Genomic DNA, 23862 nt, shown 5'->3' on the forward strand with positions numbered 1-23862 from the left:
GTGCAGAAGAGAGAGAATATTTTTTTTGTTACTATTAGAGATATTAAATGTCTGGAAAGGGTGTTATATATGAATGAAGATCGTAATGCATTTGATGTCGTGATCGTGGGGGGAGGGCCTGCTGGACTTAACGCTTCGCTGGTACTTGGGAGAGCCCGGAAACAGGTACTTGTGATTGATGATCAAAAACCTCGTAATTGGGTGACCCGAGAGACACACGGCTTTTTAACCAGAGATGGCGTAAGTCCGCAGGAATTCCGTAGAATTGCAAAAGAAGAGATCGCTGCGTATCCTTCAGTGCAATTTGCATCTGATACCGTGATGGAGATTACCGGACAACATGGTGAGTTTGTTGTTAGAACAGTCGAAGGAAAGCAGTATGACGCGAAAAAGGTTTTATTTGCTGTTGGTAAAAGAGATTTACCTTTGGAGATTACAGGTTTATCTGAAGTCTACGGAAAAAGCGCATTTGTCTGCCCGTACTGTGATGGATGGGAACTCAGGAATCGGGAGCTTGTCATCATTACCAGCGCCAACCATGCATTACATATGGCTAAATTAATCTCCGGCTGGACAAGTCAGTTTACGCTGTGCATCCAAGATGATAATCCTTTAGAAGCAGAACAGAAGCAAGATCTTTCACATCATGGGGTGCAGGTTTATGAAGCTCCTATTCAATCGATCAGATCGGAGGATGGAATGGTAAGCGCAGTTGAACTGAGTGATGGAACATTGATTCCTTGTACGGGCATCTTCTTCCAGCCAAAGCTTCAGACGGGTTCAGATTTGCCCAAAGTCATAGGTTGTGAGATGACGGAGACAGGAACCATCGTCGTTGATGCACAAGGAAGAACATCTGTCCCTGGTGTGTTTAGTGCTGGAGATGCCGCATCTGAACTGTATCAGGCGATCACGGCGGCATCGTTAGGTGCATTAACCGCTGTTAGCATTAACAATGAGTTAAACGTTGAAGCTTGGGATTTTAACTAAAGCGTAAATACACGAAGTGAAGCCGCCAGCTAATTCTCGATTACAAGTCGATAAGGCTGACGGTTTTACTTATGTCTCTATATAGTAGGGAAGTGTTATTTTTTCGTAAAATTTAAAATAAAAGCATTGACATGTTGCCCGCGAGCGACTTTAATTATATAGACCGATTGTTATAATTTATTGAAGGAAGTGGCTTTCTTTGAGTGAAAAGTCGAATGCCAGAGATCTTATTGTTGGCACAGCAGCGAGACTTTTTTTTTCACAAGGGTATCATGCGACCGGTCTGAATCAGATCATTAAGGAGAGTAACACGCCGAAAGGTTCGTTATATCATTATTTTCCTAAGGGGAAAGAAGAGCTGGCTCTCGAATGCATTCAATCAGCCAATGCCCATATCTTGCAAAGGTTCGAGGAAATTTTTGCAGCCCATGAGACGACTGCAGAAGGCATTCGGCAATTCATTTATGAAACAGCGAATGAAGCCGAGGCCTGTGGTTATACGGGGTTTCTGCCATTCAGCTTCTGGGCTGCTGTAGAGACTTCCTGTATTAGTCAACAGTTGCGCACAGCTTCACAGAACGTTTTTGCGGGTTGGCAGGATATCATTGCAAGGCATCTCATGTTGGACGGTATTGGTGAAGAGAAGGCTCGTGAGACGGCACTGCTCGTTATTTCTTTAATGGAAGGTGCATTGATCATCACACTGACCAATCAGGATAAACAGCCGATGCTGACGGCTGCGGATTATTTGTCAGTTGTAGCGAAGAATGTCCAGCAGCATCAATAGTTGTACCAAGAGAAAGAGAAAATAGAAATCGCAGGATATGTTTGAGGAGGATGGGATCGTGGAGGCTTCCATGAAGGCTGGTACAGCAAAAGACCAGCAAGAAACACAGCAATATAAGGTATTTCCGATTTTGTTTGCCATGCTACTGAGCGGGTTTATCGGTTTGTTTGGTGAAACGGCTTTGAATGTCGCTTTGACACCACTAATGGGTCTGCTTGAGGTTGGACCAACTACGATTCAATGGTTAACTACAGGATACCTGCTCGTCCTGGGTGTTCTGGTACCAGTTTCAGGATTGTTATTGCAATGGTTTACGACCAGACAGTTGTTCACAACGTCGCTTATTTTCTCGATTGCAGGAACATTGGTTGCTGCACTGGCACCCAGCTTCGAAATTTTGCTCGTAGCCCGCGTGTTACAAGCGGTGGGAACGGCACTGTTGCTCCCGTTAATGTTTAATACGATACTGGTGATCTTCCCTATTGAAAAGCGTGGAGCGGCGATGGGTTTGATTGGTCTCGTTATTATGTTTGCACCAGCAAGCGGCCCGAGTATTTCAGGTCTGATTCTGGCTAACTTGAGCTGGCACTGGATTTTCTGGATTTCATTGCCGTTCTTCCTGATCTCCTTGGTATGTGGGTTATTGTTCCTGCCGAACATTTCCAAATTGACCAAGCCTAAGATTGATGTGTTGTCGATTGTTCTGTCCACTCTTGGCTTTGGTGGGATCGTATATGGCTTCAGTAGTGCAGGTGGACATGGTGAATCTGGCGGAGGCTGGACCAGCCCGGTTGTTATTGCCACATTGGCCATTGGTATCGTTGCATTGCTCTTGTTCAGTATCCGTCAATTAAGTATGAAAGAGCCAGTGATGAATCTAAGAGCGTTCAGATATCCGATGTTTACGACAGGACTGCTTCTAGTCTTCATCTGTATGATGATGATTCTGTCGTCCATGCTGATCTTGCCGATGTATTTACAGCAGGGAATGGCTGTTACACCACTTACTGCCGGACTCGTTTTATTACCAGGTAGTTTGCTGAATGGATTTTTGTCTCCGGTGATGGGACGATTGTTTGATAAGTTTGGTCCGAGATGGCTCGTTATTATCGGGATGTCGGTCGTTGCGGTTGTCTTGTTCCTGTACACAGGTATCGAAGCAACAACACCTCTGTTCCAGATTATTATGCTGCATGTGTTCATGATGATTGGTATTTCAATGGTGATGATGCCTGCACAGACGAACGGATTGAATCAGTTGCCGCGTGAGTTTTACCCTCACGGTACGGCGATTATGAATACACTTCAACAGGTATCCGGTGCGATTGGTACAGCTGTTGCCGTAAGTATTTTGAGTGCTGGACAGACGCGGTTCCTGAGCAGTGTTGAGAATCCGCAAAGTCCGGAAAATATCCTTGCAGGATTCACATCAGGTGTACAGAATGCGTTTGTCTTTGCGCTTGTTCTGGCCCTCGTTGGGTTTGTTATTGCTTTATTTGTAAAAAGAGTGAAGGTTGGATCGGCTGACAAACAACAGAGTCCGATGCACTAAAATGAAATGAATCATTGAAAAGAGCGATGTTCCCTAATGCAAGGGAACATCGCTCTTTTGTTTACTTTCCGGAACTACCTTTTCGGATGATTACTGGTATTTCGCCCGGATTAATTATTTCTTAACAATCTGAAGGATTTCATCAGCTACAATGTCCGGGTGGTATTGATGAATGTAATGCTCCGTATCTTTGACAGTAATTTGTTTGGACAACGTTGACCATGATTTGAATTCACTCTGAGTTTTCACCCAATCTGGTTCCGGTTTACCAAAGTAATCTGCGGTCAGAATTGTGAGAGGGACGGATAAGGGATGCTTATTGGCAATCACCGTTTTGGCATTCCGTTGCGTTTCACGTAACTCATCAATCGTGTTAGCATTGCCATAGTTCAGAAGTAGCGCCGTTTTATCTACTTTTCTCAAATCCTCTGGTACCAGTTTTAATTCATTGCGATTGGCATTAGAGGCGTCAACGACAGCCGGGACTTGCATACTTAGCCGGAAAAGTCCGGTTTTGATACGGAATTGATTCGCGAAACCACCAATCGTATCTGCCAGGTTATCCTGACCCGTTGCGTAGAATTCAGGATTGCCACCGTCGATCATCACAATACCTTTTACCAAGTCAGGATACTTCTGTGCGAATCGAAGGGTCTCCAATGAACCAAGGGAGTGAGCAACGAGCACGTAAGGTGGTTTTTGGCCGGAAACCTGTAGCAATTCATGCAATTCGTCCGCTACCGTGTCTACATCCCGTTTCTTATCGGTTCTGTCACTGTATCCATAGCCGAAGCGGTCGTATACAGCGAATTTCGTATCTGGGGCAAGCTTTTCATATAAAGGATAATAGTCTACATAAGGATCAGCTGTTCCCCAACCTGAGGCAAGAACGACGGTTACATCGCCTTCTCCCCCTGTATACAGGTGCATTTTATCTCCATGTACTTCATACAGTTTACCCGGAGGTGTAAATGTTTTTTCATCTTGTGAAGAACTGATCTGCTGATAGATCAATCCGGTACTTAATAGAATAATAATCAGTGACAGGTCGAATATCAGAAATTTAACAAGTCTTTTACGCCATTTTTTGCTCATGGTAGCTCACACTCTCTCTTGTTTTTTCTATATCATATAAGCCCAGTCTTATACGAGTGGAAACAGTATCTTAATTCTAGCTTAACGGCATCGTAGTTCCTCTGGTTCATACAAAATTGAATATCGGCAAGCGTTGAATTAAGATGAAGTAAGATTAGCATTTCTCCACAAGACTAGCCATGGAATATGGAGAACAGAAGGGTGAAATATGACGAAATACGAAAATCAGATTCCAACGACCGCCGGAATGAGCATCAAGTCACTCACAAGTATATTGAGAGATTCCATGCGCAGACATGTAGAACGGAGGCCGTCAGGGAATATACCTATGGAACACTATCAACCTGCTACAACAGAGGGGGTGTCTGAACATTCACAGGTGACATGGTTTGGACACTCGGCTTTTCTGCTCGAAATCGAAGGTCACAGACTACTCTTTGACCCCATGTTGGGTGACAGGCCGTCACCCGTGTCGTGGGTTGGAACGAAACGTTTCCGCAAGGATTTGCCTATGCAGCCTGAAAACTTTCCTACTTTGGATGCAATTGTAATCTCTCATGATCATTATGATCACCTTGATGCTTCTTCTATTCGAAAATTAAAAAGCAAGACCAATCGTTTTATCGTTCCACTCGGTGTACGCAAACGCTTAATCAAATGGGGAGTGCCAGCGGACCAGATTACAGAGCATCAATGGGGGGATGAATTCTCCTTCAAGGGTTTAACATTCGCTTGTGCACCTGCTCGTCACTTCTCAGGAAGAGGATTATTTGATCGGGATTCGACGTTATGGTGCTCATGGGTTATTGTCGGGCGGGAAACGAAAGTGTTTTTCAGTGGAGACAGCGGTTACGGTCCACACTTCAAGGAGATTGGAAGCAAGTATGGACCGTTTGATCTGACCTTGATGGAATGTGGCCAATATGACGAACGCTGGTCCAACATTCATATGATGCCTGAAGAAACGGTACAAGCCCATCTGGATGTGGGCGGAAATGTATTGATTCCGATTCATTGGGGGGCATTCACACTTGCCTATCATGCCTGGAACGAACCAGCTGAACGGGTAACTCGCGCCGCACGGGCCTTGAATGTATCTGTCATTACACCGGTCATAGGCGAGACGGTTATGTTGAGTAATGTAGCTCATGCTACTCGGTCATGGTGGAGAAGAAATCAGGAGTAACGTTTTTAAACAAAGCTAGCGTTCGCTCATTAGATGAGTGGACGCTTTTGTTTTAGTTTTATGTGATCAACGAAACCGCGGTCCAGATCAATAAAAGACCCATAACGATATTAAAAGGGCGTTCATATTTTAACAGGAACCGTTGAAATAAACGTCCACCCAATGCCCATGTCAGATTCGCACTTATTCCAATCAGGGTGAGCAGTAACGAATACCCTAAGAGTTGATGATGTGACTGCGCGTGGGGCAGGACAAACACGGATAAAGCTGTAAGCGCGTATAGAATAACCTTCGGATTAATCAGTTGAAGGCTGAATCCGAACCAAAATGAATAACGGGTCTTTTTCGAATTGTGCTCTGGCTCACTCTTGGAAGATGTGCTCCTCATGATTTTGAAAGCCAGATAGAGCATGTAGATACATCCGAATACATTGAGGAACGGGGTGATGGCCGGAATGTATTGATATAGAGCAAGGTTGAAATAACTGGATAACATCATGATCAGAAGGCATCCGGCAGCGACTCCACGAATATAAGGAAACGTGCTTCTGAATCCATGCTCCCTCGCACGGGTCATGGAGATGATATTGTTGGGACCGGGTGTAAAAGAAGAAATCATTGCGTACGTTACTAAAGATAAAATATCCATATGCTCTCCTTGTGGGTATATATTGTATGTTATAATGAACTATATGGTCGTTATAACGCATGTATGTTTTAATTGTAAAATATGTGCTATATAGTGCACAAGAGGGCGCGAGGAGAGAGGTGTATTTTGGATGGAAAATATTAATTTGGTTTTGGCTCACAACTTGAAGCAAATCAGAGAGCAAAGAAAACTTAGTCTGGACAAGGTCGCAGATCTGTCGGGCATTAGCAAGACGATGCTGGGTCAGATTGAACGCGGGGAGTCTAATCCTTCGATTGCAACGGTTTGGAAAATTGCAAACGGGTTAAAAATTTCATTCAGTGAATTAATTCATGAAGCGAAGTCGGATACAACCGTTCTCATGAGGGAAGAAATCAAAGTCATGCGAGAAGATGAGGGAAGAATCCGAATCTATCCTCATTTTTCTTTGGAAGAGGGGCGCCGGTTTGAAATGTACATGATGGAGATGGATGAACAGGCATCGTTGACTGCTGAACCGCATATTGACGGAGCTGAGGAATTCATCACGATGTATGAAGGGGAGCTTACGATCAGAGTAGGCGAAGAAGAATACAAGTTAAGACAGGGAGATTCGATTTGTTTCAAAGCGGATCAGCCACATGCTTACGATAATTCGGGCGCAGGTAGTAACAAGCTGAGCATGGTGATACATTATGCCAATTCGAAGTAAACAAGAAACAAGTAATAAGTAAACAATTAGTGACAGGAAATATGATGCACTCACTGTTGTGAGGCACCATATTTTTTTCGCAATGATGCTTCTGATTATGCTAGTTCACAGTTAGGCGAAGTCATAAAACTTTGTGTTTATTTGTTCGTGGAGTGTTGTTTGTTCGGCAACTTATCACCGGGCGTACCTTTACCATTGTTTTTGTTGTGACGTGCTTTCTCGGCATTTTCATTGACCTTTTTCACGAATTCTTGTGTACTTTCCATTCGGATTCATGCTCCTTTCCAAAACAGGGAATGGGTAATTCAAGCTTAATATAACCAGGCTTAACTCATTTTATTTGAACAGACACCATGAAACTGGACAGGTGCTGAACTTGTCTCTAAACTAGATACAAGTTGAACTATTTTTTTACACACTTAAGAACGAAGGGACGTTCTAAACAAAACATGTTGCAAAAATTCGGTTTTACTCAATATGAAAGTCAGGTCTATGAAGCTATACTTGCGCAGGATGAACCGCTGGATGCGACGACGATTGTAAGCGCCTCGAATGTACCCAAGGCTAAAATTTATGAAGTACTAAATCGAATGATCGATAAAGGCATCGTGCTGACCACAATGGATGGCAAGAAGAAACTATATATGGCGGTGGATCTACAGACCGTTATTCACAAAATCAAGCTTGATTTCGACAAAGATATAGAAACCTTGAAACAATATAAAATCAAGCGTACGTTCACGGATGAGCATATTTGGACGTTAAAGGATGAGTCATCCATTGCTTCAAACATAGAACAGCTGATTGAAGAGGCAGATTCATCGATTCTTTTTCTGGCCTGGAATGAGCGGTTGGAGAGATACCGTGGTTTGCTGGAGCAGAAGGAGAGACAAGGTGTGTATGTAGAAGTGCTTGCGGTTGGTGGTCTGGAAAGTTCGCTAACCCGCAAATACTCACTTATTCCGCTACTTGATGCGCCAGAGCCATCACAATTGCTTATTGTAGATCATGCCTATCTGCTGTTCGCCGGATTGGAAAATGAATCTTGGAAAGCGATCAAGACGATGTCCAAACCGATTGTTAAAGCGATGACGGATTATTTCTATCATGATGTGGCTCTGACACAGATCACCAAAAAATACGGGGAGCAACTATTGCAGGACGAAGAAATTGAACGTTTGCTTACGAGATTGATTTATTAGAAGACTATTCTTTCGAAGAATAGTCTTTTTTTTATCTTTTTGTAAATAAGATGAAAAACAATCTGAAAATAAATTAAAAATATCCATTGAACTTTTCATTTTATTAGGTTACTATCGTAGTTGTAACTTTTTAGGGGGATTTTATAATATGAACAAAAAGGTATATGTTTTAGCCATTGCAGCCTTTGTGGTCGGAACGGTTGAACTGATATTGGGAGGCATATTGGATCTGATTGCAACGGATCTCCATCTGTCTCTGGCGAAAGCCGGTTATTTAATTTCAATCTTTTCATTGGTCTATGCGGTATCCGCACCCATACTACTCAATATGACAGCCCGATTCGAGCGTAAAAAGGTATATATGGTTACGTTATTTGTATTTCTGATCAGTAATCTGATCTCAGCGTTTAGTGTGAACTTTTATATGTTAATGGCAGGGCGCATGCTTGGAGCTGCAACAGGTTCGCTTATTTTTGTATTATCTCTGACGCTAGCTTCCCGCATCGTTAAGCCGGAGTATAAAGGACGTGCGGTGGGTACGATAACGATGGGAGGAAGTGCATCTCTGATTCTCGGCGTACCGATTGGCATCTTTATTGGTAATGCGCTTGGATGGCGTGAAGTATTTATGCTGATTGCGGTTCTTACCGTGCTAGTCATGGTGGCGATTGGCTTTGCGATGGATCGTGTACAACCTGCTCCTGCCGTGAGTTTGAAAAATCAGTTAAAGGCACTTTGGAATCCGAAAATGCTGGCGATTCACACAACTACACTGCTCGTACTGGCTGGGCATTTAACGTTATATGCTTATTTCACCCCGTTTCTACAAGAAACCATCGGTGCGAGTTCAACAGCAATCACGTTAATCTATATGATGTTTGGACTCGCTGCTGTAGCAGGCGGAGGCATGGGGGGCATGTTATCCGATCGGCTTCATCCTGCTAAAGCCATTATTATCGTGTTAGTTCCATTTATGATCAGTATGGCTGTGATTCCTCTCAGCACGGGACTGCCTTTGATTGCTTTTCTGCTACTGTTAAGTATCTGGGGTGCTCTAAGCTGGACGGTTACACCCGTACAAAATAGTCTGATTATTAAGACTTCGCCTGAGACATCTGAAATTCTAATTAGCACGAACTCAGGTATAGCCCATGCGGGGATCGCACTGGGAACGTATATCGGCGGTCTGGTTATTGATCACTCTTCCATTATGAACACCGGATGGGTCGGCTCTATCCTGGTATGTGTTGGACTTGGTACTGCCGTTCTCGCAATTAGTATGAAAGAAAAACATGCTCATGCGATCGCATGAGGATACAATGATTCATAATTGCAACTCAAATAGAACCTCTGTGTTTTCCAGCATTTTTGCGGAAGTACAGAGGTTTTTTCGTCATTTATAGACTGAGTCCGTAGGCTGAAAATATAAAAGAGGCTTGATTTTTGATTATGAACTCATATAATTAAAATAGTTTTAAAAAGTATAAGTATAAGTTGTTAAGCTTTATAACTTGTATGAACGTTGCTACTTACTTCCAAAGAATACACATATAAGATCTGCACAAAGGAGATTTACATGACGATCAAATCAGAGAAACAGAAGATGATGGACGGGGAACTGTACATGGCTAGTGATGCCGAGTTATCCCGAGACAGAGAGAGTGCACGGAAGAAGACACGTCTATTTAATCAAACGACGGAGATCGAACAACAGACACGCCAAAAGCTGTTAAAGGAACTATTCGGATCGACAGGTGAGCATCTAAGCATGGAACCGAATATCCATGTCGATTATGGGTATAACATCCACGTAGGCAATCATTTTTATGCCAATTTTAACTGTACGATTCTGGATGTATGCGAAGTCCGAATCGGAGAGAACTGTTTGTTGGGACCAGATGTACATATCTATACAGCAACTCATCCGCTTAACCCACATGAGCGCAGCACCGGAGCGGAATTCGGTAAACCTGTAACCATTGGTAACAATGTATGGATTGGCGGTAGAGCAATTATTAATCCAGGAGTTACCATCGGAAATAACGTGGTTATTGCATCGGGAGCGGTAGTTACGAAAGATGTGCAGGGTAATATGATTGTAGGCGGGAATCCCGCAAGAGTGATCAAGGAGATTAATGTGGAGTAGCGCGATATGAAAAAAGACCCTCCTCGGCAGAACAGTCAGCATGCCAAGCTTGGATGCTATGGCTTTGCTGACATCATGCTGCCGAAAGAAGGGTTTAACTAGTTTACGTTTTGAAGTTAAAACCTGAAATTTACGCCTTGAAATTTAAATCTTGGAGCTTAACGCTTCAGGCTATTCCCGTTGCTGGCAATAACATCTTTGTACCAGTGGAAGGATTTCTTGCGGTAACGCTCGAGCGTACCTGAACCATCGTCGTGACGGTCTACATAGATGAAACCGTAACGTTTTTTCAGTTGCGCAGTGGAGGCGCTCACGACATCAATACAACCCCAAGAAGTGTATCCCATAATGTCTACGCCATCTTCCAATGCTTCACCGACTTGAACGAGATGGTCATTCAAATACTGGATTCGATAATCATCATTCACTGTTTTCTCGCCATCCGGACCCGTGATTAACTCGTCGACTGCACCAAGACCATTTTCCACGATAAACAGCGGTTTCTGGTAACGATCATAGAACATATTCAACACATAGCGCAGTCCTTGTGGATCAATCTGCCAGCCCCACTCACTTGCAGGCAAATACGGGTTAGGGATTCCTCCGATCAGATTTCCTTCACCAGCCACTTGTTTGTCAGGATCGGCTGTCTGACATGTGCTCATGTAATAGCTGAAAGAGATGAAATCAACGGTGTTAAGCAGCATCTCCTGATCGCCGTCTTCCATATGAATCTCAATGCCCTTTTCACGGAAATAACGTTTCATGTATCCAGGGTAACGTCCACGCACATGCATATCGCCGAAGAAATAGTTGCTATGTTCGTACTCCATCACCTTAATGACATCATCGGGGTTCGGAGTTAGTGGATACGTCGGCATACTTAAAATCATACATCCGATCTGAGCATCAGGGATGATCTCATGGCACAGCTTCACAGCAGATGCACTTGCCACCAGTTCGTGGTGGATCGCTTGATACAGATCTTGTTTGCTTAGCTTTTCTTTGGGTGTGTAGATCCCACCACTCATGAACGGGAATTCAAGAATAGAGTTGATCTCGTTGAAGGTAAGCCAGTACTTGACTTTATTTTTATATCGATTGAAAACAGTTGTTGCATAGCGCTCATAGAAGCCAATCATTTTACGGTTAACCCAGCCATCATATTCTTTGGCAAGGTGCAGAGGTGTCTCATAGTGGGATAACGTGACCAACGGTTCAATACCGTACTTGCGGCATTCATCAAACAGATTATCATAAAATTGCAGGCCTTCTTCATTCGGCTCAAGCTCGTCCCCTTTAGGGAAAATGCGAGACCATGCGATAGAAGTACGGAACACTTTGAAACCCATCTCGGCAAACAGCTTCACGTCTTCCTTATAACGGTGGTACATGTCGATACCGATCAGTTTCATATTGTCGTCCGTTGGCTCTTCCGTAATCGAACCCATGACACCCCGGGGAGCAACATCTTGAGTGGACAAACCTTTGCCGCCTAGATTGTATGCACCTTCAGCCTGGTTCGCCGCAATGGCACCGCCCCACAGAAAGTTTTCAGGAAATGAATACGTATGATTCGAAGATTTGCTCATATAGATCGCTCCATTCATTGAATTCATGGTGAACGTGCTGCGTTCACATTAGTATTTTCTCTCAAAAAAAGCTTACACGTTGTAACGGGTTACACGTCAAGTTTTACTTTTACAGAGCAGATGAGGCATACTATATTTGGCGTTTATTCGCAGGAAAGGAGCATCGGGATGTCCAAATTTGATGAAATTATGAAACGTTCCGGTTATTCGAGGGCTACGGTATCCCGGGTCATTAACCGTTCACCACACGTCAGTGATGAAGCAAGACGCATTATTACAGAAATTATGAATGAGCTGGACTACATACCTAACCGGAATGCAGTTTCTCTGTCTACAGGGCAGACGAAGCAGATCGGGATTGTCACTGCGATGATTGATGAGCTGAGTTTGACCTTTATCAACCAATTTATGGATACCGCGATGGATTACGGTTTTCAGACGATTGTATATATGTCGCGCAGTGATAAACAAATTGAGCTACAGGCATTCGAGGATTTGCGGAGTAAACGTGTGGATGGTTTATTAATCGTGACTTGTGTGAATGATCCGGGGGAATTGAAAACATATCTGCAATATGGACCGATGGTGTCCTGGCAACGCATGGGGAACGACGAGATTCCTTCGATTGCAATGGATCAGGCACAAGGGTATAGACTGGCGCTGGAACATTTGGTATCGAAAGGCTACACACGTATTGCGAATGTGTTTGGCCGTAGTAATAGTCTGAATACGAAAAGCCGCCGCGAAGCATATGAGACATTCATGACGAGCCAAGGACTTCCCGTGTGGCGTGAAGCATATCAGTATTCCGTATTTACTTCATCAGACGGAGAAACGGCCTTACGACGTATGGCCAACGGAGGAGAGCTACCGCAAGCGGTGCTGTGTTCCAACGACTATGCGGCAATAGGCATCATGAGTGAAGCGCGCAGACACAACATACATGTTCCAGATCAGCTGGCTATTGTTGGATTTGATGATATTGAATTGTCACGTGTGCTTGAGCTGACAACCATTCATAATCCGATTGCGGAGCAAGCGAAACAGGCTTTTTATCATTTGTGGAGAGTGCTTGGGAACGAGGAACATAAGGCGACATCACTGGCATACCGTTTGATTGAACGAGCAACGACTTGAACGAAGCAAAACGAATGGCATTGATGCGATTCAATTCAATAATTATTCAAATTTAAAGTAAATCTGACTCGGATGCATGCTTTATAATACGGGGAAGGAGCTTACATACGTTGTGTGAGAATCGAATACAGCGTTGTAAAGCGCCATGTTATAAGTTACATATTTCACAAACAATTTAGCGGAAAGGTGAGAGCATACGGAATGAACACGGTCACAGGTCGCTTCAGAATTGCAGGTATTTGGGAGGGGGTATCCCTTCTACTACTCGTATTTATTGCAATGCCACTCAAATATTTTGCGGATATTTCTTCAGCTGTAGCCATACTGGGGATGATTCATGGTATTTTATTTCCTCTATATCTCATTGCACTGGTACATGTAGGCTTGGTCAAAAAGTGGAAGATATCACTTTGGATTATGGGGCTATTGGCGGGGCTGCTTCCTTTTGGAACATTTGTATTTGAGTCTTATCTCAGAAAAAGAGATTGGCAGTAACGAATAACGCATAGCTCATAACACATAGCGTATGGTACACATTGCAAAGTAACGCGAACGAACAACCTCCTAAACAGAAAGCAGGAGGTTGTTTTTGTATAATCTTTTGCACATTAGGAATTGCATCAGTTATGTATGTCCAGATGTCCAGCATGGAACGATCAATCGTTATCTGGGTTTAACGGTTCCCGTTTGTCGATCAGATAACACGCTATATCCGTTGTCTGTCGGTGCCGCCGAAGCAAAAGCAGCGAATGAGGAGACAACAAACAGGGCAGCAAGGAGCAGGAGCGTTTTCTTCGTCATATACAAACCTCCTTTCTGCAAGAATGAACCACACATCCATTTTAATCCAAAAATGATACTTGTGGGGATGTTTTTTTCGGAGCTGAACTATCTTTTGCAATTCAGTTGACCACCATCGTTTGCTTGCGATATTCAGTGGGATTCAATCCGGTGTGTTTCTTGAACTGTCTGGAAAAGTAATACGAATCGCTGAATCCGAGATTGCCCGCGATTTGAGTTATCGTTAGAGAGGTGCAGTGAAGCATCTCTTTGGCTTTATCTATTTTTCGGCTGGTCAGATAATGAATGGGGGGCATTCCTACTTGTTGTTTGAAAAAACGAATGAAATAATTCGGATGCATATGCAGCATCTTAGCCAAATCCTGAACGGACATGTTCTCTTCGATATGAGTATCAATATAGGTGAGCAAGGTGGATAATTTTTCAACCACGGGCACGTTCAAGTAAGTAATCTGGTTCATATCCAAGTTCATGATGTAATAGGAAAGCAATTCTGTCAGTTTACTCTTGGCCATCATGCGGGCGTAAATTTCATTGGAATTCGCGTAGGTTAACACACTGCCAAAGATGTCCTGAAATCGTTCGGGCTGACTCACGTCAACAACGTGTGGGAATTTGAGAATCTGAAATAGATTGATCCCCCCGACTTTGGCGGAAAAATGACACCAGTATTTGAGAAAAGGTTTGTCACTGATTACTGAATAGGATTGTTTTATTCCTTCCGGCATCAAAAAAAGCTGTCCTGGTTTGGGGTAATATTCCTGATCCCCGATTCGAAGCCAGCCTTCCCCCTCGCAGATCCAGTACAATTTGCTATAGTCCGGTGTGTAGTCCAGATCTCTCCAATCCGGGCCGCAGCGGTTGTAATTGACCATAAACAGATCCACTTCCAGATTGGACAAATAGTTGGTCAGCAGTGTTTGATGATCCATGAGCATATCTCCCTGAAGGTTATTATCGTCCATCTAATCGTTAGAGTTCTGCATGTGCATCGGAGTCCTGCCACACTACAATACAATTATAGTCAACCAGGAAAGGATGGGGACAGCACATGAACAAACATGAATATTTGCGACATATCGATACCCGTATTGCTAACGGAAAATTCAAGGACAACTGGACTTCGCTTCGTGAAATCGTCGTTCCCGAGTGGTATCGAAAAGCGAAATTCGGCATTTTCATCCATTGGGGCGTGTATTCGGTTCCGGCTTATGATAGTGAATGGTACTCCCGTAATATGTACATTCAAGGGTCCAAGGCTTATGAACACCACCTTGAGGTGTATGGAGATCACAAGGAGTTTGGATATAAGGATTTCATCCCGATGTTTAAGGCAGAGAAATTTGATGCAGATGAATGGGCGACTCTATTTAAACAAGCAGGTGCAAAGTATGTTATGCCGGTTGCCGAGCATCATGACGGTTTTCAGATGTATAAAAGCTCTATCTCTCACTATAACACATATGAAATGGGCCCTAAACGTGATGTATTAGGTGAGATGAAAGTCGCCTATGAGAAGCAAGGGTTAACCTTCTGTGTGTCGTCCCACCGTGCCGAGCACTGGTTCTTCATGTCTCATGGCAAAGAATTCGATTCCGATATCAAGGAACCGTTGCAGTGCGGGGATTTCTACTGGCCCGCCATGCCGGAGCCGCCCGATTTTCAAGACCTGTACGGTTCACCGCCTTCGGACGAATTTCTGGAAGATTGGCTCATTCGATGCTGTGAACTGGTAGATGAGTATCAACCGAGGGTGTTCTATTTTGACTGGTGGATTCATACGGCGGCGTTCAAGCCCTATCTGAAAAAGTTCGCAGCGTATTATTATAACAAAGGCGAGGAATGGGGCATTCCGGTTGCCATCAATTACAAGCATGATGCGTTTATGTTTGGTGCAGCGGTTCCTGATGTAGAGCGTGGACAATTCGCTGAGCTTAAGCCTTATTTTTGGCAGACGGATACCGCAGTTGCGAGAAATTCCTGGTGTTATACGGAAAATAATCAGTACAAAACGGCACAAGAGATTATTCGGGATCTTGTGGATATCGTCAGTAAAAATGGAAGTCTACTGCTCAACATCGGGCCACGTGCAGACGGAACGATTCCAGACGAGGATCGCAATATTCTGCTACGTATCGGGAATTGGCTGGAAGCGAACGGAGAGGCGATCTACGAGACCACGTACTGGCGTACGTATGGTGAAGGGCCTACAGAGGTGAAGGAAGGTCAGTTCACGGACGGAGATACGAAGGTTTTTACAAGTGAAGATATACGATTTACGGTAAAAGGCAGTAGTCTGTATGCGACGGTAATGGTGTACCCGGATAACGGAATCGTGCACATCCAATCGTTGAAAGAAGGATCTCCGCATTTTCATGGAATAGTTGAGCAGGTTCAGATTCTGGGATATGAGGAGCAGCCAAATTGGGAGCGAGATGAAAATGCTTTAACGCTTACCACTATGGGTGTGCAGAGCAATGTACCTGTCGTATTTAAAATTGATCTGGACTAAGTGTGAAGAGAACCGGCGCAAGGGCTGGTTCTTTTTTTATGGATTATGCGCAAATGCGAAAGGAGTATAGGTCGAAGGTGTAGACATTAGATGTGTAAAAGCATTATATAGACTTATTTTCTATTTTTTTCAAATAAGGACTTGTGCAGTTCCCACTTTGAAACTATACTATACCAATAAAATCCAATTTAAGCCTAAATTTAACTTTTATATGTAATTCAAGATGTATTCTGTTAATCAACCCGTACGAATCACACAGATTCACTTACCACTTCATGGCAAGCGTTATACGAACACTTCTGAATATCCTCCACACGAATGCTTACGACATCCCAGTTACTCTCTTATGACACCCACACTAATTATTGATGACCTCAGTCAGCATAAAGACCTTTATCTAAGTGCCATTTTCTCACATTTATTTAACCTATGGACAATTTCCAAATGTTTCAGTTCCCTATGTTCCCCTAACCAAACCTGTAAAGGAGGTGAGGCCGTATGTGAAGTGAAAAGAAAGTAAGTAAGGTGAAGTAAAAGATGTCCGATGATGGTCACTACACCGCTACGAAATCAACAATTGCATTCATTCACAGAGAAGGGTACTTGTACTAGACCAAATAATAAAGCCGGGTAAAAGGAGTGGAAAAGTTTGATAAAATTAAAACCGTTACGCAAGCCCGTTTCCATGGGGCTCTCGCTTCTCCTTGCATTATCAATGGCACTTCCGGTTTCTGCACAGAACTCATCCTCATCTAAAATCGATATGAAGTCCAGCTTGGCTGAGGTTTCAACGTCTAAAGTGAATGCCAAACTGACCAAAGCCTTTGAAGGTAGCGAATATGTCACCTATCTTGTCAAAATGAAGGAACAGGTGGATACCAAGGCTGTCTCCAAACAAGCGATGGAAAAGGCAACGATTGCCAAGGAAACACCTTCGGCAACCAAGCTGTCTGTGCGGAACTCTGTGGTAAGTTCACTTCGTGAAACGGCTTCGCGGACACAATATTCGATCGAAAATTATCTGGAAAAGGAAATTGACCTGGGAAAGGTCAAAGAATATAAAAGTTACTTTATCGTGAATTCACTCGCGGTCACCAGTACCAAAGAAGTCATGGAACAGATTGCGTTGCTGCCAGAGGTAGAGAAAATTCTGCCGAACGAAACGCGATATCTGGATAAGGCGGAAGTAAGTAAGCAGCCAGCGAGTGTGTCGCCAGCGAAGGATTCCGTCCAATCACCGGCTAAAGAGTCAGCTTCACAAGGAACTGCAACCAAAGAAGCGGATTCCAAGGTGAAGAAACAGACTGAAAATGTCGAATGGAATATAGATTACATCAATGCACCTGCGATCTGGGAGCGAGGCATTGATGGCACGGGTATCGTGGTTGCCAATCTGGACAGTGGCGTCGATTACACGCATCCTGCGCTTCGCAGTAAATGGCGTGGTCTGGACGCTTCAGGCAATGTCGTTGATCCAGAGCTAAGCTGGTACGATCCGCATAGCGGCGCGACTCTTCCTGCTGATGGGGATGGACACGGTACTCACACGATGGGAACGATGGTTGGTTCCGAAGCGAACGGCACGAATAAGATCGGCGTTGCACCTGGTGCGAAGTGGATCGGAGTGCGTATCTTTAATCCGGAAACAACAGATGCAATCATTCTGGATGGCGGACAATGGCTCATTGCCCCAGTGGATGCCGAAGGCAATCTGCATCCTGAACTCGCACCGGACGTTGTAAATAATTCATGGGGCGGAGGCGCAGGGCTCGACGAATGGTTTAGACCGATGGTTCAGGCTTGGCGTGATGCTCAGATTTTCCCTGAATTCTCTGCAGGGAATGTACGATTGGGGAATCCGGGCGGTCCTGGTTCCGTTGCGAACCCGGCCAACTATCCTGAGAGTTTTGCTACAGGAGCAACCGATATTAACGGCAATTTAGGTTCATTCTCATTGCTGGGACCATCCCCGTATGGTGAGATCAAACCAGAAGTATCCGCCCCTGGCGTGAACATTCGTTCAGCCGTGCCTGGAGGTACATATGAAGGTGGATGGAACGGCACATCCATGGCAGGTCCGCATACAACGGCGCTCGCAGCATTGTTGCTTCAAGCGAACCACTCTCTTAACGTGGATCAGCTGGAACAGATCATCATGGATACGGCGACACCGCGAACTGATAGCAAATTTCCGGTTACCCCGAATAACGGCTATGGTCACGGAATCATTAACGCACTGGATGCGGTTGGTTCGGTTCTCGAAGGCATCGGTACTGTCTCCGGAAGAGTGGTTACGGCTGGAGATGATCTGGAAGAGCCGGTGCTGGAGCACACGCCTGTAAATACGGCGTTTACGGGTCTGGACATTCCTTTAACGGCACATGTGACAGATAATGTAGCGGTAGTTTCCGTCGAAGCTTTTGCCAGAACCAAAGGCACGAAGCAGTACGTCTATCTTCCAATGAATCGGATTGAAGGAGACAGTAAAGCAGGTACGTATACTGCGACGATTCCGGCTTTCCTGATTGAGCCAGAAGGTGTGGAGTATTACATTCGAGTGAATGATTATGGCAACAATGGATTTGAGAGTAAGGTATATAACATTGCGGTGTCTAATGGTGTGAAGCCTGGATATTTGCAGGACTTTGAAGCCGATCAGCTTGGCTTTACTACGGGCGGCACAGGCAGTACGTGGGTTTGGGGGGCACCTGTAAGCGGGCCGAAGGCTGCTTATTCAGGTGAGAAAGTGATTGCTACCAATCTGCAAGGCACGTATCTGCCTAATAGTAATGCGTACTTGCTTGCTCCTCCGATCGACTTGACAGAAAGCCCTGAAGGGGCATTGTTAACATTCAAACATTGGTATGATATTGAGAATAATCTCGATTTTGGCAAGGTATACATTGCTTCTGAAGATAACGACTATGTATTTGAAGAACTGCTTAGTTACACAGGAACGAGTGGTGGATGGAAAACACAGTACATTGATCTGCGTGATTATGCCGGACAGCAGGTGTTCATCCAGTTTAATCTGACCAGTGATGCTTCAGTTCAGAAAGCTGGTTGGTATATCGATGACTTTGCCGTTCAGGAACTAGACGATATTGCTCCAGGAACGCCTTCAGCTTTGTCTGCAACAGCGGATATTCTGGGGAACGTAACGTTGAACTGGACGGGTTCGGATGATGAGGATCTTGAATCTTATGTGGTTTACCGTTCCGAAACGGCTAGTTCCGGTTATGAGGCTGTCGGCACGGTGAAGAAAACCACATTTACAGATACGGCTACGGAGTCGAACGCTACGTATTATTACACTGTGGCGGCACGTGACTATAGTGGTAACGAAAGTGAGAAATCGAATGAAGTTTCCATCACCGTAGAGGTGCCGGAAGATATTTATATCGATTCGTTTGATGGAAACGATGATAATGGCTGGACTCATGCCGGAACCAAGGATGAGTGGGAACGAGGTATCCCGTTAACGGGTCCTTTAAGTGCGGTATCCCCGCCTAATGTGTGGGCAACCGATCTCGACAACACGTATGAGAATGGTTCCAACTACTCGCTGGTATCCCCGGTGATTGATTTGACGGATGTCTCTGATGCGACACTTACGTTTAATCATTGGTATGAGATTGAAGGTGGATATGACTTCGGTTATGTCGAAGCAACCAAAGATGGAGGAACAACCTGGACGGAACTCGGCAAATTCTCGCATAATACCAACGGAAAACAGTGGACACCTGTCTTCTATGGACTGGACGCACTGTCTGGGAATGAAGTTCAATTCCGTTTCCGATTAACCTCGGATAACAGTGTGGTGAGAACAGGTTGGTTTATCGATGATTTCCGTGTACTGGGTGTTGCTACACCAACGGTAACAAAGGATGAAGCCGTTGTGCTTTCGAGTGACAAACCTAAACCGGACTATGATAATCCATGGTACAAAGTTACGCGTACAGACAAAGCAGAATTCAATAAGACGAAACAACAAGAGCCTGCTATCAAAAAACCGGGCACGGGTTCAGTTCAGCCGCAAAGTCTGCCGGCTAGTGCAACGGTTACCGTGCTTGAGACAGGACGTTCTGTGAAAACAGACTCGTCAACAGGGAAGTACAGCTTCACACATGTTGCAGGAGAGTATACGTTAAAAGCGGAGGCATACGGTTATTATCCGCAAACGAAAACGGTGACGATCACAGATGGTGGCGGAGCCAAAGCCAACTTCAACCTGGAAATGATCCCTTATGGACAGATCAAAGGTGTAGTTAAGGATGAACGCTCAGGTCAACCGGTAGCGGATGCCTCGGTGCTCGTTGTGGAGGATGCTAAAGTAGCAGAAGTTCGTACAGGAGCAGACGGAAGTTTTACGCTTCAAGTGTTAGAGGGAAGTTACACATTGTCGGTTCGCGCGGCGGACTATTACAGCAAAAAAGTTACGGTGACTGTTCCGGGCAACGGCACAGTAGATAGTAATATCGCTTTGAAACCATTTATCGGTTTCCCAGGTGAAATTGCTTATGACGACGGTACAGCCGAGAATGCAAGAGCTTTTAATGCTGCTGATAATGCATGGGCCGTTCGAATGACTCCAGAGCTCGAAACAGCTCAAGTCACGGGAGCTTCGTTCCGATTCTGGAATACGGAGTGGCCTGTACCTGGTGGGACTGCTTTCCAATACGCGGTTTATGATGCATCAGGTGCTGGTGGAGCACCAGGCAAAAAGCTTGCTGGACCGTTCAATGGTACGGCACTGCGGAACGATCAGTGGACTTCCGTAGAATTCCCTGAGCCAATTATTGTGACAGGTGATTTCTACATCGTTTATATCCAGAGTTTAGCGGGTACAGCTGCTCCTGGTCTGGCTACGGACGAGGATGGAACTTATGCGGCCCGTAGCTGGCAGCGTGTAAGCGGGGCATGGAGTGCTTCCCCTGCTGAAGAGGGGAACTACATGATCCGCGCAGTGGTACAATATCCGGTGAATGCTCCGGTGCTTACACCACCAGCGAATACGTATACCAATCAGTCTACCTTTACGATCGCTGGAACATCTCCTGCTTCTGGAGCACAGATCAAGTTTTACAATGGCAAGGATGCTGCAGGAATAACAACCGTAAATAACGGAAAATTCTCTTATGGAGTGAAGCTGCGGGCGGGCGTTAATGTGATTACCGCAGAAGCTGTCATTAATGGTAAAACGACAGATCGTTCACTTCCAGTCATTATCATTCTTGACCAGACCAATCCGCAAGTGAATGGTGTCAGTCCGGCGGAAGGAAGCCGGATTAATACCGAGGTCGTTCATGTGACAGGCAGTGTGGTGGAACAATTCCTCGACAAAGTCACCGTGAATGGTCAAACCGTGCAGGTTGACAGAGACAGAAAGTTCAGTCATCGCGTACTGGTGAATAAAGGTGAAAACATCATCACAATTGTGGCAACCGATCTTGCCGGAAATAAAACGACAGTAACACGTAAGGTTTATGTGGAAACGGAAGCGCCTGAACTTACCGATATCACGCCAGCCCAAGATGTACGAATTACATCAGGGGAAAGTCTCAACGTTTCGTTCAAAAGCAAACCGGGATTGCAAGCCTCTTTCCGAGTTCAGTTGCCTTTGAATCTAAACGCGGACGGTGCGGGAGAGGTGCCTCTGGTGGAAACAGAACCGGGTATATACACAGGCTCTTACACAACACCTGCTAATCTTGTACTTGAAGGTGGAGTCATTGTGATCCGGGCACAGGATGCCGCAGGCAACAAGGCTGAAGCTCAAGCTACTGGAAAATTGTTTGTCCATGCAGAGCAAGGAGAAAACAAAGCAGAAGGGCAACCTGCTCCAGAGAAGGAAGCTGAGGCAGGGAGTGACCTGAAATCGGACCCAACCGATACAGGCTCTAATCCCGCTGAAAGTCTTGAACCATAGTCTGATCCGTCAGGGAGCATAACCTGTCCATGCTTTGAGATCATCTGAATGGAAGTTCTGTAAGCTATATAGGCCTTGTCAGCTAAAATCAGTATCTTTTAAAAAACGGTAAGCCTGGAATCAGGGCTTGCCGTTTTTTGGGGTTTAACTATGCACACATACAATAATTTTCATCTCTCCTTCACTTTAATGATATAACATGATATATTAGGATATAAGAATTATGAAGTAAAGTGTTTATGGAGGTGCTTGTATTGGCGAAAGACTCGGCTTCCAAGCCGATGTATGAACAGATCTTTGAGTCGTTGAGAGAACGAATACAGCAACATCAATATAAAATTGGTGATCGTGTTCCATCGGAAAAAGAACTATGTGACGAATTCGGCGTGAGCCGGATTACAACGAAGAAGGCGCTGGAAATGCTGGCCAATGAACAGCTGATTGTTCGACAGCCGGGACGTGGTTCATTTGTGGCCGATACCGCTTTGGATGAGTTAGGACGAGAAGTTACGTCTGTAGCCAACAAAGGACAGAAGCAGGAACGTAAACTGCTCATCGGTCTGGTCATTACCAATTTCAGCGATATGTATGGAACAGAGCTTTTATATGGTATGGAGGAAGCTTCACGAAAACATGACAGCTTTCTTGTGCTTAGACGTTCTTTCGGTATTCCCGAGCAGGAGGAACAGTGTATCCGTGAGTTGCTGGAGCTTGGGGTAGACGGTTTAATTATTTTCCCTGCACAGGGGGAATATTTTAGTGACGAGATTTTAAAACTGGTGGTTGGCAAGTTCCCATTTGTAATGATAGACCGATATCTTAAAGGGATTCCCGCTTCCTCGGTTAGCACGGACAATGTCAGAGCAGCAAGAGAAGGGACAAAGTATCTGTTCGATCTGGGACATCAGCATATTGCTTTCCTTACGCAGCCTCCAGTGAACACAACGACCATTGAGGAACGAATTGAAGGATTTATTGAGGCGCACAACGATCAGGGTATACTTGTGAATCGAGAAATGTGGGTGGAGTCTATCCTTTCGTCCTTGCCGAATGAATTCGATCCTGAAGCCAAGCATCGTGACGTGGAGAAGCTTGTTGCGCATTTTAAAAAATACCCGCAGATTACAGCGGTTTTTGCAGCTGAATATGACATTGCATTACTTGCTTTAGAGGCCGCAGAACAGTTGGATATGCGTGTACCCGAAGAACTGTCCATCCTGTGTTTTGACAGTCCGCATACCGAAAGGCATTCGCGAATTACCCACCTCAAGCAGAATCAGTTTGATATGGGAGAAAAGGCGTTTGAAATGGTCTTGCAACATATGCATGGTCAAGAACTAGGCGGGGTTAAGCGAGTTGTCCTTCCTGCGTCCATCGTAAAGGGAACATCGACAAGTCAGGTAAGAGAGCGTGCTGTTTTTCAACCGAAATAAGGGTATTGGATTTGTGGAATTCGATGCACCAGATGGATAAGATCAGATGAATATAACGGAGGCTTCGGTGACGGAGTCTCTTTTTGTTGTGCATATGTTCTTATTGGCTTTAATGACAAAAGTTGACATACCATTTGATTTATTTTATGTAAATAACATG

Annotated in this window: 19 protein-coding genes; 13 read left to right on the plus strand and 6 right to left on the minus strand. The window is 44.7% G+C overall.

Annotation, left to right across the window (positions count from 1 at the left end):
* Window positions 1–69 precede the first annotated feature (69 nt).
* From BLQ13_RS23130 to BLQ13_RS23140, 3 genes are all read left to right on the plus strand, one after another.
* Window positions 70–990 (plus strand): NAD(P)/FAD-dependent oxidoreductase, encoded by a 921-nt coding sequence (locus tag BLQ13_RS23130; RefSeq protein WP_090924042.1) that lies wholly within the window; start codon window positions 70–72, stop codon window positions 988–990.
* Window positions 991–1189: 199 nt separating this feature from the next.
* A complete protein-coding gene (locus tag BLQ13_RS23135; protein WP_090924043.1) occupies window positions 1190–1777 on the plus strand; it encodes a TetR/AcrR family transcriptional regulator in 588 nt (195 codons plus the stop codon).
* Between the two features lie 70 nt (window positions 1778–1847).
* Window positions 1848–3329, plus strand: a complete 1482-nt coding sequence (locus BLQ13_RS23140) for a DHA2 family efflux MFS transporter permease subunit (protein WP_090924079.1) — start codon at window positions 1848–1850, stop codon at window positions 3327–3329.
* Between the two features lie 114 nt (window positions 3330–3443).
* Here BLQ13_RS23140 and BLQ13_RS23145 read toward each other — a convergent pair whose 3' ends face one another.
* Window positions 3444–4424 carry an alpha/beta hydrolase gene (locus BLQ13_RS23145; RefSeq protein WP_090924044.1) on the minus strand — a complete coding sequence of 327 codons (981 nt, stop codon included), beginning with the start codon at window positions 4422–4424 and terminating at the stop codon, window positions 3444–3446.
* Window positions 4425–4632: 208 nt separating this feature from the next.
* On the opposite strand from BLQ13_RS23145, the gene BLQ13_RS23150 reads away from it, so the two are divergent.
* Window positions 4633–5610, plus strand: a complete 978-nt coding sequence (locus BLQ13_RS23150; protein ID WP_090924045.1) for an MBL fold metallo-hydrolase — start codon at window positions 4633–4635, stop codon at window positions 5608–5610.
* Window positions 5611–5668: 58 nt separating this feature from the next.
* Here the strand turns inward: BLQ13_RS23150 and BLQ13_RS23155 are convergent, their stop codons facing one another.
* On the minus strand, window positions 5669–6259 hold the full coding sequence (locus BLQ13_RS23155; protein ID WP_090924046.1) for a LysE family transporter: 591 nt from the start codon (window positions 6257–6259) through the stop codon (window positions 5669–5671).
* Between the two features lie 130 nt (window positions 6260–6389).
* On the opposite strand from BLQ13_RS23155, the gene BLQ13_RS23160 reads away from it, so the two are divergent.
* Complete coding sequence (locus tag BLQ13_RS23160; RefSeq protein ID WP_090924047.1) at window positions 6390–6950, plus strand: helix-turn-helix domain-containing protein; 561 nt, start codon at window positions 6390–6392, stop codon at window positions 6948–6950.
* 137 nt (window positions 6951–7087) lie between these two features.
* On the opposite strand, the gene BLQ13_RS23165 is transcribed toward BLQ13_RS23160, so the two are convergent.
* Window positions 7088–7216: a DUF4023 family protein gene (locus BLQ13_RS23165; protein WP_090924048.1), complete on the minus strand. Its 129-nt coding sequence runs from the start codon at window positions 7214–7216 to the stop codon at window positions 7088–7090.
* Window positions 7217–7399: 183 nt separating this feature from the next.
* Here BLQ13_RS23165 and BLQ13_RS23170 point away from each other — a divergent pair, with 183 nt between their 5' ends.
* The 3 genes from BLQ13_RS23170 (at window position 7400) to BLQ13_RS23180 (ending at window position 10298) form a co-directional block, all read left to right on the plus strand.
* A complete protein-coding gene (locus tag BLQ13_RS23170; protein ID WP_090924049.1) occupies window positions 7400–8152 on the plus strand; it encodes a TrmB family transcriptional regulator in 753 nt (250 codons plus the stop codon).
* 148 nt (window positions 8153–8300) lie between these two features.
* The gene (locus BLQ13_RS23175) at window positions 8301–9464 is read left to right on the plus strand and encodes an MFS transporter (RefSeq protein ID WP_090924050.1); all 1164 of its coding nucleotides are present in this window, start codon (window positions 8301–8303) and stop codon (window positions 9462–9464) included.
* Between the two features lie 264 nt (window positions 9465–9728).
* Window positions 9729–10298: a sugar O-acetyltransferase gene (locus tag BLQ13_RS23180; protein WP_090924051.1), complete on the plus strand. Its 570-nt coding sequence runs from the start codon at window positions 9729–9731 to the stop codon at window positions 10296–10298.
* Between the two features lie 158 nt (window positions 10299–10456).
* Here BLQ13_RS23180 and BLQ13_RS23185 read toward each other — a convergent pair whose 3' ends face one another.
* Complete coding sequence (locus BLQ13_RS23185) at window positions 10457–11890, minus strand: glycoside hydrolase family 1 protein (protein ID WP_090924052.1); 1434 nt, start codon at window positions 11888–11890, stop codon at window positions 10457–10459.
* A gap of 168 nt (window positions 11891–12058) precedes the next feature.
* Between BLQ13_RS23185 and BLQ13_RS23190 the strand changes: the two genes are divergently transcribed.
* Together BLQ13_RS23190 and BLQ13_RS23195 are read left to right on the plus strand one after the other, a co-directional pair.
* Entirely contained in the window at window positions 12059–13027 is a 969-nt protein-coding gene (locus BLQ13_RS23190) for a LacI family DNA-binding transcriptional regulator (protein WP_090924053.1), read from the plus strand.
* A gap of 201 nt (window positions 13028–13228) precedes the next feature.
* Window positions 13229–13522: a DUF3817 domain-containing protein gene (locus BLQ13_RS23195; protein WP_090924080.1), complete on the plus strand. Its 294-nt coding sequence runs from the start codon at window positions 13229–13231 to the stop codon at window positions 13520–13522.
* A gap of 168 nt (window positions 13523–13690) precedes the next feature.
* Here BLQ13_RS23195 and BLQ13_RS28600 read toward each other — a convergent pair whose 3' ends face one another.
* Window positions 13691–13828, minus strand: a complete 138-nt coding sequence (locus BLQ13_RS28600) for a hypothetical protein (protein ID WP_167375824.1) — start codon at window positions 13826–13828, stop codon at window positions 13691–13693.
* 101 nt (window positions 13829–13929) lie between these two features.
* Window positions 13930–14760: an AraC family transcriptional regulator gene (locus BLQ13_RS23200; protein WP_090924054.1), complete on the minus strand. Its 831-nt coding sequence runs from the start codon at window positions 14758–14760 to the stop codon at window positions 13930–13932.
* A 119-nt stretch (window positions 14761–14879) separates the two neighbouring features.
* Here BLQ13_RS23200 and BLQ13_RS23205 point away from each other — a divergent pair, with 119 nt between their 5' ends.
* The 3 genes from BLQ13_RS23205 to BLQ13_RS23215 all read left to right on the plus strand — a co-directional run bounded on the left by BLQ13_RS23205 (window position 14880) and on the right by BLQ13_RS23215 (window position 23702).
* Window positions 14880–16340, plus strand: coding sequence for an alpha-L-fucosidase (locus BLQ13_RS23205; RefSeq protein WP_090924055.1), 1461 nt, complete (start codon window positions 14880–14882; stop codon window positions 16338–16340).
* A 649-nt stretch (window positions 16341–16989) separates the two neighbouring features.
* Window positions 16990–22269, plus strand: a complete 5280-nt coding sequence (locus BLQ13_RS23210) for a S8 family serine peptidase (RefSeq protein ID WP_090924056.1) — start codon at window positions 16990–16992, stop codon at window positions 22267–22269.
* A 245-nt stretch (window positions 22270–22514) separates the two neighbouring features.
* Window positions 22515–23702, plus strand: a complete 1188-nt coding sequence (locus BLQ13_RS23215) for a GntR family transcriptional regulator (protein ID WP_338060892.1) — start codon at window positions 22515–22517, stop codon at window positions 23700–23702.
* Window positions 23703–23862 lie beyond the last annotated feature (160 nt).

It is taken from the genome of Paenibacillus polysaccharolyticus (genome assembly GCF_900102085.1).
GTDB classification, from domain to species: Bacteria; Bacillota; Bacilli; order Paenibacillales; family Paenibacillaceae; genus Paenibacillus; species Paenibacillus polysaccharolyticus.